This is a genomic window from Bradyrhizobium sp. 2TAF36, from assembly GCF_052114925.1.
Classification (GTDB): domain Bacteria; phylum Pseudomonadota; class Alphaproteobacteria; order Rhizobiales; family Xanthobacteraceae; genus Bradyrhizobium; species Bradyrhizobium barranii.
Genome location: NZ_JBFRFR010000010.1, coordinates 106,698 through 124,992 on the forward strand (window position 1 = coordinate 106,698; position 18,295 = coordinate 124,992).

Here is an 18,295-nt window from a genome sequence, read left to right on the forward strand (position 1 = left end):
TTGATTGGGCACCTATATCCCGGGTGCGTGGCGTAAAGCGAAGAGTAACCCCTCAGCCCGCGGTCGTTGGAATGAAAGCTGGGGACTATGCTTGACTACAACCAGCCGATAGGTCGGGCCGGACCGGAGGCCCCGCAGCAGAGGTCTCAAGCCGGCTTCAACGTGCTGGAGCTCGTCAATCTGCTCTGGCGGCGGAAGATCGCGATTGCCGCTGCCGCGCTCCTCGGCGCGACGCTTGCCGTCACCGCGGGCAAGAGCGTGACGCCCCGCTACACCGCCACCGCCCAGCTCTATGTCGACCCGCGCGAGCTTCAGCTCGTCGATCGCGAGCTCACGCCGCGTGCCCAGGACGTCTCCGGCATGGCCATGGTGGTGGAGAGCCAGGCGCGCCTGATTACCTCGAACAGCGTGCTGCTCCAGGTGATCCAGCAGGCCAATCTGGACAAGGATCCCGAATTCGGCGGCGGCGGTGATGCCAGGAGCCTGCTGTCGTCGCTGCTCGGCCTGATCGGCCTTCAGCCCCGCGCGCCCTCCGCCGCGGAGACGAAGGAAGTGCAGCTCGCGGCGCTCGACGCGCTGAACAGGCACATCACGGTCCGCAAGACCGAGAAGAGCTTCATCGTCGACATCGAGGTCTGGTCGACCGATCCGGCGAAAGCGGCGATGCTCGCCAACACGCTGACAAATGCCTACCTCGCCGAATCCCGCAACTCGCAGGCTTCGGCCGCGCGGCGCGCCACCAACGATCTCTCCGGCCGCCTCAAGGAGTTGCGCGAGCGGCTGCGCAGTGCCGAGACCGCGCTCGCCACCTACAAGGCCCAGAACAATTTCGTCGGCACCCAGGACGCGCTGATCAGCGACCAGCAGCTCTCCGCCAGCAACCAGCGGCTTTCCGCGGCCCGCGCGGCGACGATGGACGCACAGGCGCGGCTCGACCAGATCGAGGCGAGCCGGCGCACCGCTGCCGATGCCGGCGCGAATTCGGAAGCGCTGCAATCGCCGACCATCGCGAACCTGCGCGCGCAATATGCCGACGCGCGCAAGAAGTATGCGGAGCAGGCCGGCGAGCTCGGCCCGCGGCATCCGGCGCTGCGCCAGACCGAGAAGCAGGTCGAGGATCTCAAGCGCACCATCAACGAAGAGATCGATCGCTTCGCGCAGTCCGCCAAGAACGATCTGACGCGCGCCCGCGACTTTGAAGCCTCGCTCAACCGGGCGCTGGAAGCGCAGAAGCGGCAGAGCGTCCAGCTGAGCCAGGCCGCCGTGCGCCTGCGCGAGCTCGAACGCGAGGCCGATGCCAGCCGCGACGTCTATCAATCCTTCCTCAAGCGCTCGCGCGAGACCGAGGAGCAGGAGACCCTGAACACCTCGGCGGCCCGCGTCATCGGCGAAGCCACCGTGCCGCAGCGGCGCTCGTTCCCGCCGGCGATGAGCATGTTCGCCATGATCGGCTTCATCTTCGGCGCGCTCGCTGCTGCAAGCTGGTTCGTCGCGGCCGAGCTGCTGTCCGCCGGTGCGACCGCGCCGGCAGCGCCCACACCGGCCCGTCGTGAGCGCACGCCGGCACCGCGGCCTCCGCGCGCGCCGGAGGTTTCACGGACACCGGAGGTAGCCCAGCCGCAGCCGGCTCCGCGAGCTCCGGAAATTGCGCAATCTCTACCGGAGCTCGCCGCGCCATCGCTGCAGCCGGAGATGGACGAAAATACGCTGATCGGAAAGCCGCTGATCGCGCGCCTCCAGGAGGCCGACGTCATTCACACGCTCGGCGCCATCCTCGCCACCGGCGGCGGTGTCGATCTGACCCGGCTTGGCTGGCCGACGCTGCGCTCCGGCTTTCCGCTGACGACGCTGCTCAACGCCTGGCGCGACATGCGCACTGCTGTGGCCCGGCGTGCCGGCGGCAAGGCCATGCCGGTCATCGCGCTCGTCGGCGCGGGCGAGACCACCGGGCGCAGCGTGACCGCGCTGAATTTCGCACTCGCGGCCGCGCGCGACGGCGCCCGCGTGCTGATGATCGATGCCGACCATCAGGCACACTCGCTCTCCAACAAGGTGAGCCGCCCCGGCAAGAGCGAGCCGAGCCGACTCGGCTGGCTCTCGATCGGCAGCAAGGCCTCGCGCGAGATCAAGACGGTCAACGGCATCTCGGTGCTGCCGGCCGCCGACGGCGATGCCGGCAAGGCGACTGAAGCCATGCGCAAGGCCATCGAGCAGGCGCGCGCCGCCGGCGGCTACGATCTCGTGATCCTCGACGGCCCCGTGACGCCGCTTGGTGCGGCCAGCCGCAAGCTGCTCGACGACGCCGACGCGCTGGTGGCGGTGCTGCCGACCAGCCTCGACATCAACGACGGCCTGGAAGAAATCCTGAACACGCTCGGCCGCGCCGAGCGCAAGCTCGTCGGCGTCGTGCTCGACGAGCTCACCCCCGCAACTCAAGCGCGCCAGCGAGGCAGACAATATGCTTGAGCGCCGCGTCAATCTGGACGGCCGGGCCGCAACCGCCGACGTGCCGCGGATCACTATCGGCGGCCTTCGCATGGCCGCGCTCGACCTGGAAGCAACTGCCGATTTCATGATCGAGGCGACCGATCCTGACAATCGCATCGGCCGTCCGCTGCACCTGACCTCGGCCAATGGCGAGGTGTTGGCGCGCTGCTCGACCGAACCGGAGACCGAACGCCTGTTCCGCGGCGCCGACCTCATCAACGCCGATGGCCAGCCCCTGGTCGCGGCGTCAAAGCTGCAATCCTGGTTTCCGCTGCCGGAGCGCGTCGCCACCACCGATTTGTTCCACGTGGTCGCGCGCAAGGCCGAAGCCGTSGGCCGCACTTTCTACATGTTCGGTGCCAGCGAGGAAGAGAACGCCGCGGCGGTCGCGAATGTCCAGCAGCTGTATCCAAACCTCAAGATCGTCGGGTACAGCCACGGCTATCTGCGCGGCGACGCCCTGCGCGCGAAAGTCGAGGAGATCAACGCGCTCGCGCCGGATTACCTCTGGGTCGCGCTCGGCGTGCCCAACGAGCAGGCATTCGTCGAGCAATACACGCCGCTGCTGACCAATGTTGGCGTTATCAAGACATCCGGCGGCTTGTTCAACTTTTTATCGGGCAGCCGGTCCCGCGCGCCGCAATGGATGCAGAAGATCGGGCTCGAATGGGCCTGGCGCACAATGCTCGAGCCACGCCGCCTGCTCTGGCGCTATTTGACCACCAACCCTCGCGCGCTCTATCTTCTCTTCAGCCGCAAACGGCCTTCCAATCGCTGAGAGAAGAGTAGAAGACGACATGACCGACCGACCGACCGTCCTCGTCACCGGGGGCGCGGGCTATATTGGCTCGCATGCCTGCCGCGCACTGTCTGCCGCCGGCTATCAGCCCGTCGTTTATGACAATCTCTCGACAGGTCATCGCAGCTTCGTCGCGGGTCCGCTGGTGACGGGCGACCTGCTCGACGGCGCCGCGCTGGCGCGCGCCTTCGCCGACCACAAGGTCACGGCGGTGATGCATTTCGCGGCGGCAAGCCTCGTCGGCGAGTCCATGACCGACCCGCAGAAATACTACATCAACAACGTCCAGGGCACGCTGTCGCTGCTGCAGGCGATGCGCAACGCAGGCTGCCAGCGCATCGTGTTCTCCTCGACCGGCGCCGTCTACGGCAACGCCGATTCCAAGGAGCTGCCGGAGGACTTCCCCTGCGCACCGATCAATCCCTACGGCGCGTCGAAATGGATGATCGAGCGCATGCTCGCCGATTATCGCGCAGCCTATGGCTTCGGCGCGTTCTGCCTGCGCTATTTCAACGCCAGCGGCGCCGACCAGGCCGGCGGCATCGGCGAGTTGCGTGACAACGAAACGCATCTCATTCCGCGCGCCATGATGGCGCTCCAGGGCCATGTCGACTTCGCCGTGTTCGGCGACGATTACGACACGCCCGACGGCACCGCGATCCGCGACTACATCCACGTCACCGACCTCGCTGCGGCGCATGTCGCAGCACTGAAGCTCCTGGAAACGGGACATGCCGGCGGCAGCTTCAATCTCGGCACCGGTTCCGGCTTTTCGGTCCGCGAGATCCTGAACGCCATCAGGCAGGAGACCGGCCGCGAGGTGCCGCACACCATGAAGCCGCGTCGCGCCGGCGATCCCACTTATCTGGTCGCCGATGCCTCCGCCGCGCGAAAAGTGCTGAACTTCGTGCCGCGCCATTCCGATCTAAAGACGGTGATCCGGACTGCCTGGGCCTGGCACCAGACAGCGCATCCGCTCAGGACGCGCTAGACACCCGTATTACGGCTTGCCGGTCGGGCCCCCGAGCGGCTAAAGAGATGATCACAGCCGGCGGCGGCGCATGTCCCGACCGCCGCATGTTGCTCTTATGGCCGCCAATGGAAGCGGCATGTGAGGCTCCGCCAATAGCGCGAGCCTGTTCTTCACAGCGAAGGCCACGATCGAGTCCGGGCATCGGCCTGCTTTCAGGCGCGGCCCAGGGAGCACGGAGCGAATGCATCAGGCCGCAAGCCTGCAATTCGAGCGCGTGATGGACGAGCTCGTCCTATGGCACGCCGTGCCGGAGGACGAACGCTCGCCCGCACCGGCCTGGTGGTGGGGACCGGCGATGGCGGTGGTCGACGCGCACGAGCCGATGCGACAGGTGTGGTGTTGTGAGCTGGGCCTCGGCGACGGCTCGAGCTTTGCCGAAGGTGCGCATGCCCTCCTCGAGCTGTTCGCCGAGCAAACCTCGCAGCCCTGGCCGGATGATTTTCCGCGCAAAGCGGACATCAAGCAAGACAACGTCCGCGAGCTGCACCCGCAGCCGTCAGATGACAGCGCGTTTCAGCCGTAACGCCGCGGCTTCGGTCGCAGCGAGGTCAGGCTCCGGCTGGAGCGGCGGCGCGACAGGCAGCTCCATCGGCCGCAGCAGCTCGGCCATCTGCCGCGCCGGCACCGGTTTGGAGATGAGGAAGCCCTGCATCTCGTCGCAGCCATGGGCGCGCAGGAACGCCTCCTGCTCGGCGTTCTCGACACCTTCGGCGACCACGGTCATGCCGAGCGCCTTGCCCATGCTGATGATCGCCTGCGCGATCGCCTGGTCCTCCGAATCCTGCGGCAGGTCGCGCACGAAGGAGCGGTCGATCTTGATGGTGTCGATCGGAAAATGCTTCATCAGCGACATCGACGAATAGCCGGTGCCGAAATCGTCGATGGCGAGGCGGATGCCGCGGCTCTGGATGGCGTCGAGCACCTTCAGCGCGCGACCGACATTGCGCATCATCATGCTCTCGGTGACCTCGAGCTGGAGCAGCACCGGCGACATGCCGGAGGCCGCCAGCGCCTCGTCGACGTCCTGCAACAGATGTTCGTCGACAAACTGTCGCGGCGACAGGTTGACCGCCATCGACACCGGCAACAGACCGCGGCGCTGCCAGGCCATGGCCTGCGCGCAAGCCTCTTTCACGACCCAGCGGCCGATCGGAACGATCAACCCGGTCTCTTCCGCAAGCGGAATGAATTGCGCCGGCGAGATGCTGCCGAGATCCGGGTGCGTCCAGCGCAGCAGCGCTTCCACGCCGGTGATCTGGCCGGTCTCCATGTCCACCTTGGGCTGGTAGTTCAGCGAGAACTGCTCGCGCTCCAGCGCCCGGCGCAACGCGCTCTCGAGCGACAGCCGCTCGATCGACTGCGTCTTCACCTCCTTGGAGAAGAAGCGATAGCCGTTCTTGCCGTCTTCCTTGGCGAGATACATCGCCATGTCGGCGTTCTTGGTCAGCGTCTGAACGTCGGAGCCGTTGGCCGGATACATCGCGATGCCGATCGAGGCCGTGGTGTGGCACTCGTGGCCGGCCAGCTCCATGGGCTCGGCGAGCGCCACGAGCAGTCCGGTCGCGATGCGCTGGACGTCGTCGATCTCACCGCACTGGTCGAGGATCACCACGAACTCGTCGCCGCCGAGGCGTGCGACAACGTCGGTTTCCCGCAGCGCGCCGCGCAGCCGGCTCCCCACTTCGAGCAGGAGCAGATCGCCGGCCTCATGGCCGAGCGAATCGTTGATGACCTTGAAGCGGTCGAGATCGATGAACAACACCGCGAAGCGGTGATCGTGGCGCTGAGCTTCGTCGATCGCCTCCCGCAACAGCCCGTTGAAGGTCTCGCGGTTCGGCAGGTCGGTCAGGCTGTCATGCGAGGCGAGGTATTCGATCCGCTCGTCGGCCTCGTTCTTCTCGTCGGCGCGATCGAAATTCTCCATCGCGAAGGAGACGTTGTCGGCGAGGCGCTGCAACAGCTCGACGAACTCGGCCGTGAAAGTCTCCTGCTCGGTCGACATGTAGATCATGACGCCGACGGGCTGATCGTGCGTGATCAACGGGAACGCCGCGCCGGAGCGCGCGCCGTCGCCTTGCAGGACGGCGTGGAAGGCGCTCACACGGCTGTCGTTGACATAGTCGTTGCTGACACAGGGCTGCCGGGTGCGGAACGCGGTGCCGCTCATGCCGCGCCCCTCGGGCCGGTCGGCGTCGATGGAGAGACGAACGTTCCTCGTGGTCTCGGCGGACGGCCCTGCGGCCGCGACGATCGCGAGCTGGTCGCTGTCGGCCTTGGCGAGCGCAATGGTCGTCGAGGTGAACTTGCCGCCGGTGGACGCGGCCTGACACACCAGCTCGAACAGCTCGGTGCGCGACTTGGCCCGCACGATCGCCTCATTGGTGGCGCTCAGCGCGGCGAACATGCGCGTCAGGCGCTCCTTCTGCGCCTCGGCCCGTGACCGCTCCTCGGCCCGGGCGAAATTGTCGAGCGCAAAAGAGACGTTCTCCGCGAGGCGCCCCAGCAACTGGATGAGGTCGGGCGTGAATGTGCCTTCGTCCGGCGAAAGGAACAGAAGGACGCCGACGGCATCGGTGCCGTTCTTCAGCAGCGGGAAGCAGCCGCCGGATTTCGTCCCTTGATCCCGCGCGATGCGACGCCGGTGCGTCGCACGAACGTCCGTGAGGAGCTCGTTCGCGACGCAAGGGGCCTTGGTGCGAAATGCGGTGCCGGCGAGCCCGCGTCCTTCGGGCTCGTCGGCAGACGTTCCGAAACGCCAGTTCTCGACGTGACTGCGACACTCGCCCTTGGTGACGACGATGTCGAGATAGCGCCCCGTCGGATCGACCATGGCGATGGTGGCAGACGTGAACGTGCCGCCGAGCACGGCGGCCTCGCACACGGCTTCGAACAACTCGGCGCGGGACTTCACGCGCATGATCGCTTCGTTGGTCGCGCTCAGCGCCTCCAACATGCCCCGAAGACGGTTGCGCTGCATTTCGGCCTTCGCCTTCTCGTCGGCGCGATCGAAGTTCTCGAGCGCGAAGGCGACATTGGCCTGGAGCCGTTGCAGCAGCTCGACGAATTCGGGCGTGAACGTGCCGCGTTCCGGCGAGTTGAAGAGGAAGACGCCTTCGACGCTGTCGCCATTGAACAGCGGCAGCGCCGCGGAGGAGCCGATGCCGTTCCGACGAGCGTTGGCCGCCCAGGGCGCGATCCGGTCGTCGGACTGCACATCATTGCTGATGCAAGGCTGGCGCGTGCGGAAAGCGGTTCCCGTCAGCCCTCGGCCTTCAGGCACCTGGTCGGACGTGGAGAATTTGAAATTTCGGACCATATCCGCGTTCGGCCCGTAGCAAGCAACGACGCGAAGCAGCTCGGCATCGTGATCGACGAGCGCGATGTTGGCCGAGGTGAACTTGGCGCCTTTCGYCGTCGCTTCGCAAACGAGGTCGAACAGCTCGGCCCGCGAGCGTGCGCGCAGGATCGCCTCATTGGTCGCGCTCAGCGCCGCGTACATGCGCGCCAGGCGGTCTTCCTCCTCGGCGATCCGCGCCTTCTCGGCCTCACGGTCGAAATTGTCGATCGCGAAGCAGACGTTCTCGGCGATGCGCAGCATGAGTGCGACGACCCCCTCGTCCTTCGCCCAGGACTTGCTGAGGAAGGACAGGATGACGCCGATGCTCTCGCCGTTCCGGATCAGGGGGGCCGCGATGCAGGCGGCAACACCCGTGTTGAGATTGGCCTGCTCCCACGGCGTTCCCCTGGTGCGACGCGCGAGATCGCGTTCGACATGGGGCTTCTGGGTTCGAAACACCTCGCCGGAAATGCCGCGACCATAGGGATTCTCGGGGTCGACGGAGTAGTGGGTCCGGGCCACGATCTCCAGATTCTCGCCGGTGCCGGCGACAGGCTTCAGCCAATGCGAGTCCTGCTCCTTCAGCAGAACGAAGGTCGCCAGCGACTTGCCGCCGTGCACCGAGGCGTCGCACACGAGCTGATACAATTCCCGCTCGGTCTTCGCACGCAGGATGGCTTCGTTGGTAGCGCTGAGCGCGCCAAACATGCGGTTGAGCCGCCGCGTCGCGAGCTCGCTGGTCTGCCGCGCGGTCTCGCGCGCGAAATTGTCGAGCGCATAGGAGATGTTGGCCGACATCCGCTCGAACAGCGACACCATCTGCTCGTTCAGCGAGCCGGCTTCCCTGCGGGTCACATACAGCACGCCGACGCTCTTACCGCTGCAGAGCAGCGGCAGCGCAGCCGCCGCGCCGATGTGGGCCTTGGCTGCGCCCTCGCGCCACGCCAGCGAGCGAGGATCATTCAGGTAATCGTTGCTGATGCTCAGCTTCTGATTGCGAAAGGCTTCGCCGCCGACACCCGCTCCCTCGGGCGTGACGGAGTCGGTCGTGATCTCGAGCGAACGCAGCCGCGCAACGTCATCGCCGCAACCGGCCGCAAAGCACAGCCGCCGGCCATCCGGCCCCACCAGGAAAACCGCAACGGCCAAAAAGTTTCYGCTCGAAAACCCGGCGTCGCAGACCTTCTGGTACAGCTCGTCCGGCGATTTCGCGTAAAGGATCGCTTCGTTGATGGCGCTCAACGCTGCAAAGGTGCGCGCGAGGGTCGTCTGCACGGTCTCAGCTCCCGGGCATTTCTGCCTAATTCTCCCGGGTGCTTTATGAACGGCGACGGCCTAAGTGGTCGTTATTGCGCGCTGCAAACCCTCGATCAAAGTGAACGAGCTGCGAACGGCCGGCGCCAAACTGTCGGGAATGCCGCCGCACGGGAGGATTCTTCGACGAAAGGCGCGCTCTCTTTACGATTTTGCAGCCCTGTATTGGTTTACGGGAGATTGATATCGCTCCCACGCTTTGAGACGATGGCTCCCAACAAGCAGCCCGTTAAGGGCACAATGCCGAGGGAACGCCATGCCCGTCGTCAAGACCGACCGCCTCACGCTCATCAGCGCCGCGCTGCTCCGCGCCGCCGGAGCTTCCGACGAAGAGGCCGATGCGGTGGCCACAGGCTGCGTCAACGCCAACCTCGCCGGTCACGACTCTCACGGCGTGATCGCGGTTCCGACCTACATCGATCGCATCAAGGCCGGCCACATCGTGCCCGGCGCCAAATGGACCATCGTCCAGGAATCGCCGACCACGACCGTGATCGACGGCCAGTGGGGGTTCGGCTTCCACGTCAACGCCAAGGCGATGGCGCTGACGATCGAGAAGGCGAAGACGGCGAACGTCGCCGCCTGCACCGTGTTCCGGCAAAGCCATGTCGGCCGCCTCGCCGCCTATCCGTTGATGGCGATGCGCGAAGGCATGATCGGGATTGCGACGGCGGATTCCGGCCGCTCGCCGAAGCACGTGGCGCCGTTCGGCGGCAAGGAGGCGCGGCTCGGCACCAACCCGATCTCGATCGCGGTGCCGTCCGATCTCGACGCGCCGTTCTATCTCGACATGGCAACCTCGGCGGTTGCGGCCGGCAAGATCCAGCTCGCGGTCGCCCGCGGCGAGGAGATTCCGACGGGCTGGATCATCGATGCCGAGGGACGGCACACCACCGACCCCACGCAATATCGCAAGGGCGGCGCGCTGCTGCCGCTCGGCGGCACCGAGGGCTACAAGGGCAGCGGTCTCGCCGCGATGGTCGAGGTGCTGTGCGGCCTGCTCACCGGCCTCGGCTTCGGCGTCGAACCGACCGGACGTCACAATGACGGCTGCTTCATGGCCGTGTTCAACGTCGCCGCGTTCCGTCCGCTGAAGGATTTCAAGCGCGAGGTCGCCGAATTCGCGCGCTATCTGAAATCGACGCCACCCTCCGAAGGGAGCAAGGGCGTGTACTATCCCGGCGAGATCGAGGGGTTGCGCGAGCAGCAACGCCTGCGCGACGGCATCGAGATCGAGGATGCGACCTGGGAAAAGCTGCGCGCGCTGGCGGGCGAGTACCGGCTCGACACCGTCCTTGATCTGGCCTGACGGAATTTGGGAGAACAGCATGACGCGGCAGATGGTACTGGTCGGCTTCCTCCAGGCGCAGAACTGCACGAATTTGCCGAGCTCGTGGCGGCATCCGGACTCGCGCGACGATTCGATGTCGGCGGACTATTATCAAGAGATCGCGAAAATCCTCGAAGCCGGCAAGTTCCACATGGCGTTCTTCGACGATCGGCTGGCGATGCCGGACCGCTACGGCAACGATCATGCCCACACCGTCGAATACGGCATCCGCTGCGTGAAGATGGATCCGCTGATCGTGCTGACCACGATGGGCATGGTCACCGACAAGCTCGGCCTCGGCGCCACTTGCTCGACCACCTATTACGAGCCCTTCGACGTCGCCCGCCGCTTCGCGACCCTCGATTTGATGTCCGGCGGGCGCGCGGGCTGGAACGTCGTCACCTCGCTCAATGACGGCGAGGCCCTCAACATGGGTCGCGATTCCCATCCCGAACATGATTCGCGCTACGACCGCGCCGACGAATTCATGGAAGTCGTGCTCGGGCATTGGGACACTTGGGAAGACGGCGCGCTCATCATGGACAAAAAGAGCGGCCGTTTTGCCGATCCGGCCAAGGTGAAGCGGCTCGATCACAAGGGGGCGGCCTTCAAGTCCCGCGGACCCTTCACCGTGCCGCGCTCGGACCAGGGCCATCCCGTCATCATCCAGGCCGGCGCATCCGGCCGCGGCCAACGCTTTGCCGGCCATTGGGGTGAGGTGATCTTCACGGCTGCGCGCAATCTCGCTGGTGCCAAGGAAGGTTATGCCGCCGTTCGAAACGAGGCAGCCAAGGCTGGCCGCGATCCCGATCAGATGCGCCTTTGCAATTTGACGACGCCGGTCTGCGCCGCGACCAGGGCCGAGGCTGAGGACAAGATGGCGCTGATCAACAAACTGCCGCTCGAGATCGACGCGCTGTCGCTGCTGGCCGAAGCGCTCAACTACGATTTCGCCTCCAAGGACCTCGACGAGCCTTTGACGACGGACGATCTGAAGAGCATGCAGGGCATTCTGGGCCTCCGCGACGGTGTGCTGAAGAATTCCGGCAAGAGCAATCCGAGCGCGCGCGACTTCGTCACCTTCTCCGGCCGCGGCCAGGTCCACGACGCCATGGTCGGCGGTCCCAAGGAGATCGCAGACAGGCTGGAAGAGATGTTCGTCGAGCGTGGCTGTGATGGGTTCGTCATCGCCGCGACCTATGTGCCCGGTTCCTACGCCGATTTCGTGCAACATATCGTACCGGAATTGCAGCGCCGCGGCCTGTTCCAGAAGGACTATCGCGGCAAAACGCTGCGGGAAAATCTCGGGCTGAAGCGGCCCGTGGCCGGCGCCTGGAAGGTACAGCCGCGCGATGCCGCGGAATAACTGGAGGATCCGACATGCGCTGGCTGAAATTCACTGCCTCGGACAAGACCTCCTGGGGAATTGCCGAGGGCGACCAGGTGATCGCGGTCGACGGCGATCCCTTTGGCGAATGGCAGCGCACCTCGCGCACGCATCCGCTGGCGCAGGTTCGGATCGAGCTGCCGCTGATCCCGCGCACCTTCTATTGCGTGGGCTTGAACTATCTGAAGCACCTGAAGGAAGCCGCCGACAAGCGCGGCGAGGTGCCGGCCGTCCCTGATAGACCCGAGATCGGCTACCGCGCCCAGAACGCGCTGATCGCGCATGACGAGGACGTCGTGATCCCGTCCTTTGCGACGGACAAGATCCACTATGAAGGCGAGCTCGTCGTCGTGATCGGCAAGAAGGTGAAGCATCTCACCAAGCAGAATGCGATGGATTGCGTGTTCGGCTACACCATCGGCAACGACGTCAGCGAACGCAGCTGGCAGAAGGCCGACCGCAGCCTGTGGCGCTCGAAGAATGCCGACACGTTCAAGCCGATGGGCCCGTGGATCGAAACCGAGGCCAATCTGGCGAAAATGGAAACCGTCGTCCGGGTCAACGGCAAGGAGACCAACCGCTTCTACACCAACGACATGATCTTCGGCGTCGTGCCGTTCCTGGTCGAGCTGACCAAGTACTTCACGCTGTGGCCCGGCGACGTGATCTGGATGGGCACGGACGGCGCCTCGCCTGACATCGGGCACGGCGACGTGGTGGAGATCGACATCACGGGCGTGGGGACGTTGCGGAACAGGTTTGTGCGGGAGCAACGGTAGTCCTCATCCTGAGGAGCTTGCGAAGCAAGCGTCTCGAAGGATGAAGGCCCGGCTCTCGGCCTCGCCCTTCGAGACGGCCGCTGCGCGGCCTCCTCAGGGTGAGGAGATAGAGTTGTATACGCCGCGAGATCAACGGTGCCGTAGGGTGGGCAAAGCGAAGCGTGCCCACCACCTTCGCAAATCGAGGCGAGATGGTGGGCACGGCGCTATGCGCCTTTGCCTACCCTACGGCACTTCCCGCGCAATCAAAACGGCAGCGCCACACTCGTCTTGATCTCCTTCAGCACCACGTTGCTGCGCACGTAGCGGATGCCGGGAATGCGGAACATGAACTCGTCGAGGAACCTGTTGTAGGCCGCCATGTCCTGCACGACGACGCGCAAATGATAGTCGGCGTCGCCCGTGGTCGCGAAACACTCCAGCACTTCGCGCCGCGTGGTCACCCGCGCGACGAACTCGTCGACGAATTTGGCATCGTGCCGCTCCAGCGAGACATGCAGGATGGCTGACATCGCAAAGCCCGCCTGCTCGCGCGCGATCAGCGCGGCATAGCCCTGGATGACGCCGGCCTCCTCCAGCGCACGCACCCGGCGCCAGCACGCCGAGGTGGACATGCCGACCTCGTCGGCGAGCTGCTGGTTAGTGGCGCGGCCGTCCGTCTGGAGATGGGCGAGAATCCGCGCGTCCTGCTCTTCAATCATGGAAGCCCCCGATTCGGTAACTTCTACCGAATCATGCCATTTTCCGCAAAATTTTACCGAATTATCGATCAAGACAGGGTGAATAGGCAAGACCTACCAGCCTCCCCGGCATACCCTACCGTCATCAGGCAGGATGCCGCACGAGGTCCGCCATGGACGCCGTTCCATCACTCGACAGCTACGAGCTCTCAGACCGCTACGACCGCGAGGAGGGCCGCGTCTTCCTCACGGGCACGCAGGCCATCGTCCGCATCACGCTCGACCAGGCGCGGCGCGACCGCGCCGCCGGGCTGAACACCGCCGGCTTCATCTCCGGCTATCGCGGCTCGCCGCTCGGCGGCGTCGATCTCGAGCTCTGGCGCATCCAGGAGCGGCTCAAGCGGGATCGCATCGAATTTCTCCCTGCGGTGAACGAGGACCTCGCGGCAACGGCAGTGCTCGGCTCGCAGCAGGTCGAGACGCAGGCAGATCGCGAAGTCGATGGCGTGTTCGGGCTCTGGTACGGCAAGGGCCCCGGCGTCGATCGCTCCGGCGACGCCCTCAAGCACGGCAACGCCTATGGCTCCTCGCCGCGTGGCGGCGTGCTGGTCGTCGCCGGCGACGACCATGGCTGCGTCTCCTCCTCGATGCCGCACCAGTCCGATGTCGCCTTCATGAGCTGGTTCATGCCGACGCTGCACCCCGCAAGCGTCAGCGAATATCTCGAATTCGGCGAATATGGTTACGCGCTGAGCCGCTTCTCCGGCATGTGGGTCGGCTTCAAGGCGATTTCGGAAATCGTGGAGTCAGGCGCATCCGTCGCGCTGCGCCCGCCACGCGTCTTCAACACGCCCGATTTCACTCCGCCGCCGGGTGGCCTGCACTATCGCTGGCCCGACCTGCCGGGCCCCCAGATCGAGGAGCGGCTGGAGGCGAAGAAGCACGCGGTTTACGCCTTTGCAAAAGCCAATCCGATCGATCGCCACATCTACGATATTCCCAACGCCACATACGGCATCGTCACGACGGGCAAGGCGCATCTCGACCTGATGGAGGCCCTGCGGCTGATGGGCCTCGATGAAGCGGCCTGCCGCAACATCGGGATCGACGTCTACAAGGTCGGCATGGTCTGGCCGCTGGCGCTGCATGACGCGATGGACTTCGTGAAGGGCAAGCGCGAGATCCTCGTGGTCGAGGAAAAGCGCGGCATCATCGAGAGCCAGTTCAAGGAATATTTTTACGACTATCCAGGCTCAAAGCCCGAGCGCATGGTCGGCAAGCACGACGAGCGAGGGGCGCGGCTGATCTCCTGGATCGGCGAATTGTCGCCGCGTGCGCTTGCTGGCGTGCTCGCACGCCGGCTCGATCCGATGTTCCCAGGCCTCAATCTCGCCGCACGCGCGGCCGGCTTGATGCCCGAGGCCGCGCGCGCGATCAACGTCAGCGGTGCGACGCGCACGCCGTATTTCTGCTCCGGATGTCCGCACAACACGTCGACGAAGGTGCCGGAAGGCTCAAAGGCACTGGCCGGCATCGGCTGCCATTTCATGGCGAGCTGGATGGACCGCGAGACCTCCTCGCTGATCCAGATGGGCGGCGAAGGCGTCAACTGGGCGGCGTCGTCTCGCTTCACCGGCCACAAGCACGTGTTCCAGAATCTCGGCGAAGGCACCTACTACCACTCCGGCTCGATGGCGATCCGGCAGGCGATCGCCGCCAGGGCCAACATCACCTACAAGATCCTGTTCAACGATGCCGTGGCGATGACCGGCGGCCAGCCGGTCGACGGTCCCATCAGCGTGCATGCTATCGCCCACAGCGTTCGCGCCGAAGGCGTGGGGCGCATCGCGCTGGTGTCGGACGATCCCGCGCAGTTCTTGCCTGCTCGGTCGAATCCAACTGCCTCAGTGTCGAGCCGAGGGAGACGCCGTTCGGTCGCAAGCGCCAGATCAATCTCTCGTCCTGCAACAAGGATTTTTCCTGCCTCAACGGCTTCTGCCCGAGCTTCGTCACCGTCGAAGGCGCGACGCGCCGGAAGAAGAGTGCGAGCGAGATCGACGTAGTCGGTCGCGCGGCTACGCTTCCCCTGCCCGCTCCCGCCACGCTCGATCGTCCCTACGATTTGCTCGTGACCGGCGTCGGCGGCACCGGCGTGATCACGGTCGGCGCGCTGATCGGCATGGCCGCGCATCTGGAGCGGCGTGGCGTCTCCGTGCTGGATTTCACCGGCTTTGCACAGAAATTTGGTCCCGTGCTGAGCTTCATCCGCCTTGCGTCAAGTCCGGACGCGCTGCACCAGGTCCGCATCGACCAGGGCGCGGCCGACGCGCTGATCGGCTGCGACCTCGTCGTCAGTTCCTCACCTAAGGCGTCCGGCACCTATCGCCGCGGCATGCGCGCCGCGGTCAACACCGCGGAGATGCCGACCGGCGACGTCGTCCGCTTCCGCGACGCCGATCTCGCCTCGCCTGCCCGCCTGCGCGCGATCCGGCAAGTCATTGGCAACGACAATCTCGACACCATCAACGCCAACGCGCTCGCCGAGCGGCTGCTCGGCGATGCCGTCTATGCCAACATCATCATGCTCGGTTTCGCCTGGCAGCGCGGGCTGATTCCGGTCGCGCTGCCGGCGCTGCTGCGCGCGATCGAGCTCAACGGCGTCGCGGTCGAGCGCAACAAGCAGGCCCTTGCCTGGGGCCGGATCGCCGTAGCCGATCCGGAATTTTTGCCGGGGGGCGACGAGGCGCCCGAAGCCGAGACGCTCGATCAGATCATCGATCGCCGCGCCGATTTCCTCGCCGCCTATCAAGACGCCGCCTATGCGATGCGCTATCGGGCGACCGTCGCGAGGGTCCGCCGGGCCGAAGCCGCTCTGAGCAGTGAGGTGCTGACCGAGGCGGTCGCGCGCGCCCTGTTCAAGCTGATGGCCTACAAGGACGAATACGAGGTGGCGCGTCTGCACATGCAGAGCGGTTTCCTCGGCGAGCTGAAGCGCGAGTTCGAGGACGGTTTTCGCGTCCAATATCACCTCGCGCCACCGTTCCTGCCGTCAAAACCTGACGCACGCGGCCGTCCGCGCAAGCGCGCTTTCGGCCAGTGGATCCAGATGCCGCTCGCGATGCTGGCGCGGTTGAAGGGATTGCGCGGGACACCGTTCGATCCGTTCGGCTACACGGATGAGCGGCGCACTGAACGGGAATTGATCGCCTGGTATGAAGGCCTGATCGAACGCATGCTCGGGCAGCTCGACGCAGCGCATCTACCCGACCTCGTTGCCGTCGCAAAGGCGCCGATGGAGATCCGCGGCTACGGACCAGTGAAGGACACCGCGATCGCCAAGGTGAAGCCCGAGGTCGCGCGGCTGCTCACGAATTTGACGACGTCGGTAACGCAAAAGATGCACGCCCACGGTTGACGCGGCACCAGTGAGGCCTCAGCCTCCGGACTTTAGGCGGCACCCTGTTGGCGCCCCTGCAATCGGATGACGCATCATGGATTTCGACCAGTTGACCCTGAGTCAGGCCGTCGTCGACCTGCGCGCCGGGAAAGTCACGAGCACCGCACTCACGACGGAAGCACTGAGCCGCGCCAAAGCCCATGCCGAGCTCAATGCCTTCGTCACGCTGGACGAGGCGGGCGCCCTGAAGGCCGCGGCTGCGTTCGACGCATCGGGCGACAAGACAAAACCGCTCGGCGGCGTGCCCATCGTGATCAAGGACAATATCGAGGTCGCGGGACTGCCCTGCAGCGCCGGCACACGGGCACTGAAGGACTACGTTCCGAAGGCCGATGCGCCCGTAGTCGCGAAGCTGCGGGCTGCAGGCGCCGTCATCATCGGCAAGACCAGCATGCACGAGCTCGCCTTCGGCATCTCCGGCTACAACACCGCGTTCAAGACCGGCGCGGAGTTCGGCGTGCGCAACGCTTATGACCGCACGCTGATCGCCGGCGGCTCCTCGTCCGGCACGGGCGCCGCGCTCGGCGCGCGGATCGTCGCGGGCGGGCTCGGCACCGACACCGGCGGATCGGTCCGGGTCCCCGCCGCGCTGAACGGATGCGCCGCGTTGCGCCCGACGGTCGGGCGCTATCCGCAAGCTGGCATCGCGCCGATCTCGCACACCCGCGACACCGCGGGGCCTATGGCCGCGACGATGGCAGATGTCGCGCTGCTCGATCGCGTGATCGCCGGCGGCGACGAGGTTACGCCGGCTGATCTGAAGCAGGTGCGGATCGGCATCGCAAGATCGATGCTGACCAATCTCGACGCCGATACGGAAGCCGCGTTCCACGCGGCGATCGCAAAAGTGAAGGCGCAGGGCGTCACGGTCGTCGAGATCGAGATGCCTGAGCTCGCCGAGCTCAACGGCCAGGTCAGCTTTCCCGTCGCGTTGTATGAGGCCTATGACGACATGGTCGCCTATCTCAAGCACACCGGGACCGGCCTCAGCGTCGAGGCGCTGGCAGAGAATATCTCCAGCGCCGACGTGAAAGGCATCTATGATGGCATGGTGATCCCGCGAAAACTGCCCGGACCCGACAACGCGCTGTTCGACGCGAGGCCGATCTATGACGCCGCGATCAAGACCGCACGCCCCGCGCTCCAGGCGCTCTACGGCAATACGTTTGCCAGCAACAAGCTCGACGCCGTCGCCTTCCCGACCACGCCGCGCGTTGCAATTGCCTCCAACCCGGACGCCAGCAGTCTCGAGAATTTCGGCCTGATCATCCAGAACACCGATCCCGGCAGCAATGCCGGCATTCCCGGCGTCCAGATCCCGATCGCGCTTGGCGCGACAAGCAAATTGCCGATCGGACTTGAGCTGGATGGCCCGGCGGGCAGCGATCGCCGCCTGCTTGGGATCGGCATGGCGCTCGACAGCGTGTTTGGGCGGCTGCCCGCGCCACACTAACGCTATTGTAGGGTGGGCAAAGCGAAGCGTGCCCACCATTGGTGCCGATTAGAAAAGATGGTGGGCACAGCGCTTCGCGCCTTTGCCCACCCTACAGTTCTGCCGCCGCCGCACTTGAGGCAAGCACATATCCACCTCCTCACCCTGAGGAGCTTGCGAAGCAAGCGTCTCGAAGGGCGAGGCCACCAGCGGGGCCCTCATCCTTCGAGACGCGCGTTCCGCGCTCCTCAGGATGAGGA

The 18,295-nt window shown here is 65.5% G+C and carries 10 protein-coding genes and 1 pseudogene; 9 read left to right on the forward strand and 2 right to left on the reverse strand.

Going from position 1 to position 18,295, the window contains the following annotated elements; all coding sequences use genetic code 11:
• Nucleotides 1-87 precede the first annotated feature (87 nt).
• From AB4Z51_RS07510 to AB4Z51_RS07525, 4 genes are all read left to right on the forward strand, one after another.
• Nucleotides 88-2,466, forward strand: a complete 2,379-nt coding sequence (locus AB4Z51_RS07510) for an exopolysaccharide transport family protein (RefSeq protein ID WP_441497207.1) — start codon at nt 88-90, stop codon at nt 2,464-2,466.
• Nucleotides 2,459-3,265 (forward strand): WecB/TagA/CpsF family glycosyltransferase, encoded by an 807-nt coding sequence (locus AB4Z51_RS07515; RefSeq protein ID WP_085403400.1) that lies wholly within the window; start codon nt 2,459-2,461, stop codon nt 3,263-3,265. The genes AB4Z51_RS07510 and AB4Z51_RS07515 overlap by 8 nt, the downstream gene beginning before the upstream one ends.
• A 19-nt stretch (nt 3,266-3,284) precedes the next feature.
• Nucleotides 3,285-4,277, forward strand: coding sequence for a UDP-glucose 4-epimerase GalE (galE, locus tag AB4Z51_RS07520; RefSeq protein WP_085403401.1), 993 nt, complete (start codon nt 3,285-3,287; stop codon nt 4,275-4,277).
• Nucleotides 4,278-4,500: 223 nt separating this feature from the next.
• Nucleotides 4,501-4,842: a hypothetical protein gene (locus AB4Z51_RS07525; protein ID WP_063985656.1), complete on the forward strand. Its 342-nt coding sequence runs from the start codon at nt 4,501-4,503 to the stop codon at nt 4,840-4,842.
• On the opposite strand, the gene AB4Z51_RS07530 is transcribed toward AB4Z51_RS07525, so the two are convergent.
• The gene (locus AB4Z51_RS07530; protein WP_441497208.1) at nt 4,816-8,931 is read right to left on the reverse strand and encodes a bifunctional diguanylate cyclase/phosphodiesterase; all 4,116 of its coding nucleotides are present in this window, start codon (nt 8,929-8,931) and stop codon (nt 4,816-4,818) included. The genes AB4Z51_RS07525 and AB4Z51_RS07530 overlap by 27 nt on opposite strands.
• Nucleotides 8,932-9,226: 295 nt before the next feature.
• On the opposite strand from AB4Z51_RS07530, the gene AB4Z51_RS07535 reads away from it, so the two are divergent.
• Genes AB4Z51_RS07535 through AB4Z51_RS07545 form a run of 3 tightly spaced genes read left to right on the forward strand, consistent with a single transcriptional unit; the run spans nt 9,227 to nt 12,466 of the window.
• Nucleotides 9,227-10,279, forward strand: a complete 1,053-nt coding sequence (locus AB4Z51_RS07535; protein ID WP_085403403.1) for an Ldh family oxidoreductase — start codon at nt 9,227-9,229, stop codon at nt 10,277-10,279.
• Between the two features lie 19 nt (nt 10,280-10,298).
• A complete protein-coding gene (locus AB4Z51_RS07540) occupies nt 10,299-11,666 on the forward strand; it encodes an LLM class flavin-dependent oxidoreductase (protein WP_085403404.1) in 1,368 nt (455 codons plus the stop codon).
• 14 nt (nt 11,667-11,680) lie between these two features.
• Complete coding sequence (locus tag AB4Z51_RS07545) at nt 11,681-12,466, forward strand: fumarylacetoacetate hydrolase family protein (RefSeq protein ID WP_085403405.1); 786 nt, start codon at nt 11,681-11,683, stop codon at nt 12,464-12,466.
• A gap of 245 nt (nt 12,467-12,711) precedes the next feature.
• Here AB4Z51_RS07545 and AB4Z51_RS07550 read toward each other — a convergent pair whose 3' ends face one another.
• Entirely contained in the window at nt 12,712-13,167 is a 456-nt protein-coding gene (locus tag AB4Z51_RS07550; RefSeq protein WP_014491864.1) for an Lrp/AsnC family transcriptional regulator, read from the reverse strand.
• 152 nt (nt 13,168-13,319) lie between these two features.
• Here AB4Z51_RS07550 and AB4Z51_RS07555 point away from each other — a divergent pair.
• Both AB4Z51_RS07555 and iaaH read left to right on the forward strand, forming a co-directional pair.
• Nucleotides 13,320-16,561 (forward strand): annotated as a pseudogene (locus AB4Z51_RS07555) (indolepyruvate ferredoxin oxidoreductase family protein).
• 76 nt (nt 16,562-16,637) lie between these two features.
• Nucleotides 16,638-18,056, forward strand: coding sequence for an indoleacetamide hydrolase (gene iaaH, locus AB4Z51_RS07560; protein WP_085403407.1), 1,419 nt, complete (start codon nt 16,638-16,640; stop codon nt 18,054-18,056).
• The last annotated feature ends 239 nt before the right edge of the window (nt 18,057-18,295 follow it).

What these genes read in the sequence shown, in the direction of transcription:
- AB4Z51_RS07510 (WP_441497207.1), top strand. Translation starts at nt 88, where the DNA reads ATGCTTGACTACAACCAGCCGATAGGTCGGGCCGGACCGGAGGCCCCG.
- galE (WP_085403401.1), top strand. Translation starts at nt 3,285, where the DNA reads ATGACCGACCGACCGACCGTCCTCGTCACCGGGGGCGCGGGCTATATT.
- AB4Z51_RS07525 (WP_063985656.1), top strand. Translation starts at nt 4,501, where the DNA reads ATGCATCAGGCCGCAAGCCTGCAATTCGAGCGCGTGATGGACGAGCTC.
- AB4Z51_RS07535 (WP_085403403.1), top strand. Translation starts at nt 9,227, where the DNA reads ATGCCCGTCGTCAAGACCGACCGCCTCACGCTCATCAGCGCCGCGCTG.
- AB4Z51_RS07540 (WP_085403404.1), top strand. Translation starts at nt 10,299, where the DNA reads ATGACGCGGCAGATGGTACTGGTCGGCTTCCTCCAGGCGCAGAACTGC.
- AB4Z51_RS07545 (WP_085403405.1), top strand. Translation starts at nt 11,681, where the DNA reads ATGCGCTGGCTGAAATTCACTGCCTCGGACAAGACCTCCTGGGGAATT.
- AB4Z51_RS07550 (WP_014491864.1), bottom strand. Translation starts at nt 13,167, where the DNA reads ATGATTGAAGAGCAGGACGCGCGGATTCTCGCCCATCTCCAGACGGAC.
- iaaH (WP_085403407.1), top strand. Translation starts at nt 16,638, where the DNA reads ATGGATTTCGACCAGTTGACCCTGAGTCAGGCCGTCGTCGACCTGCGC.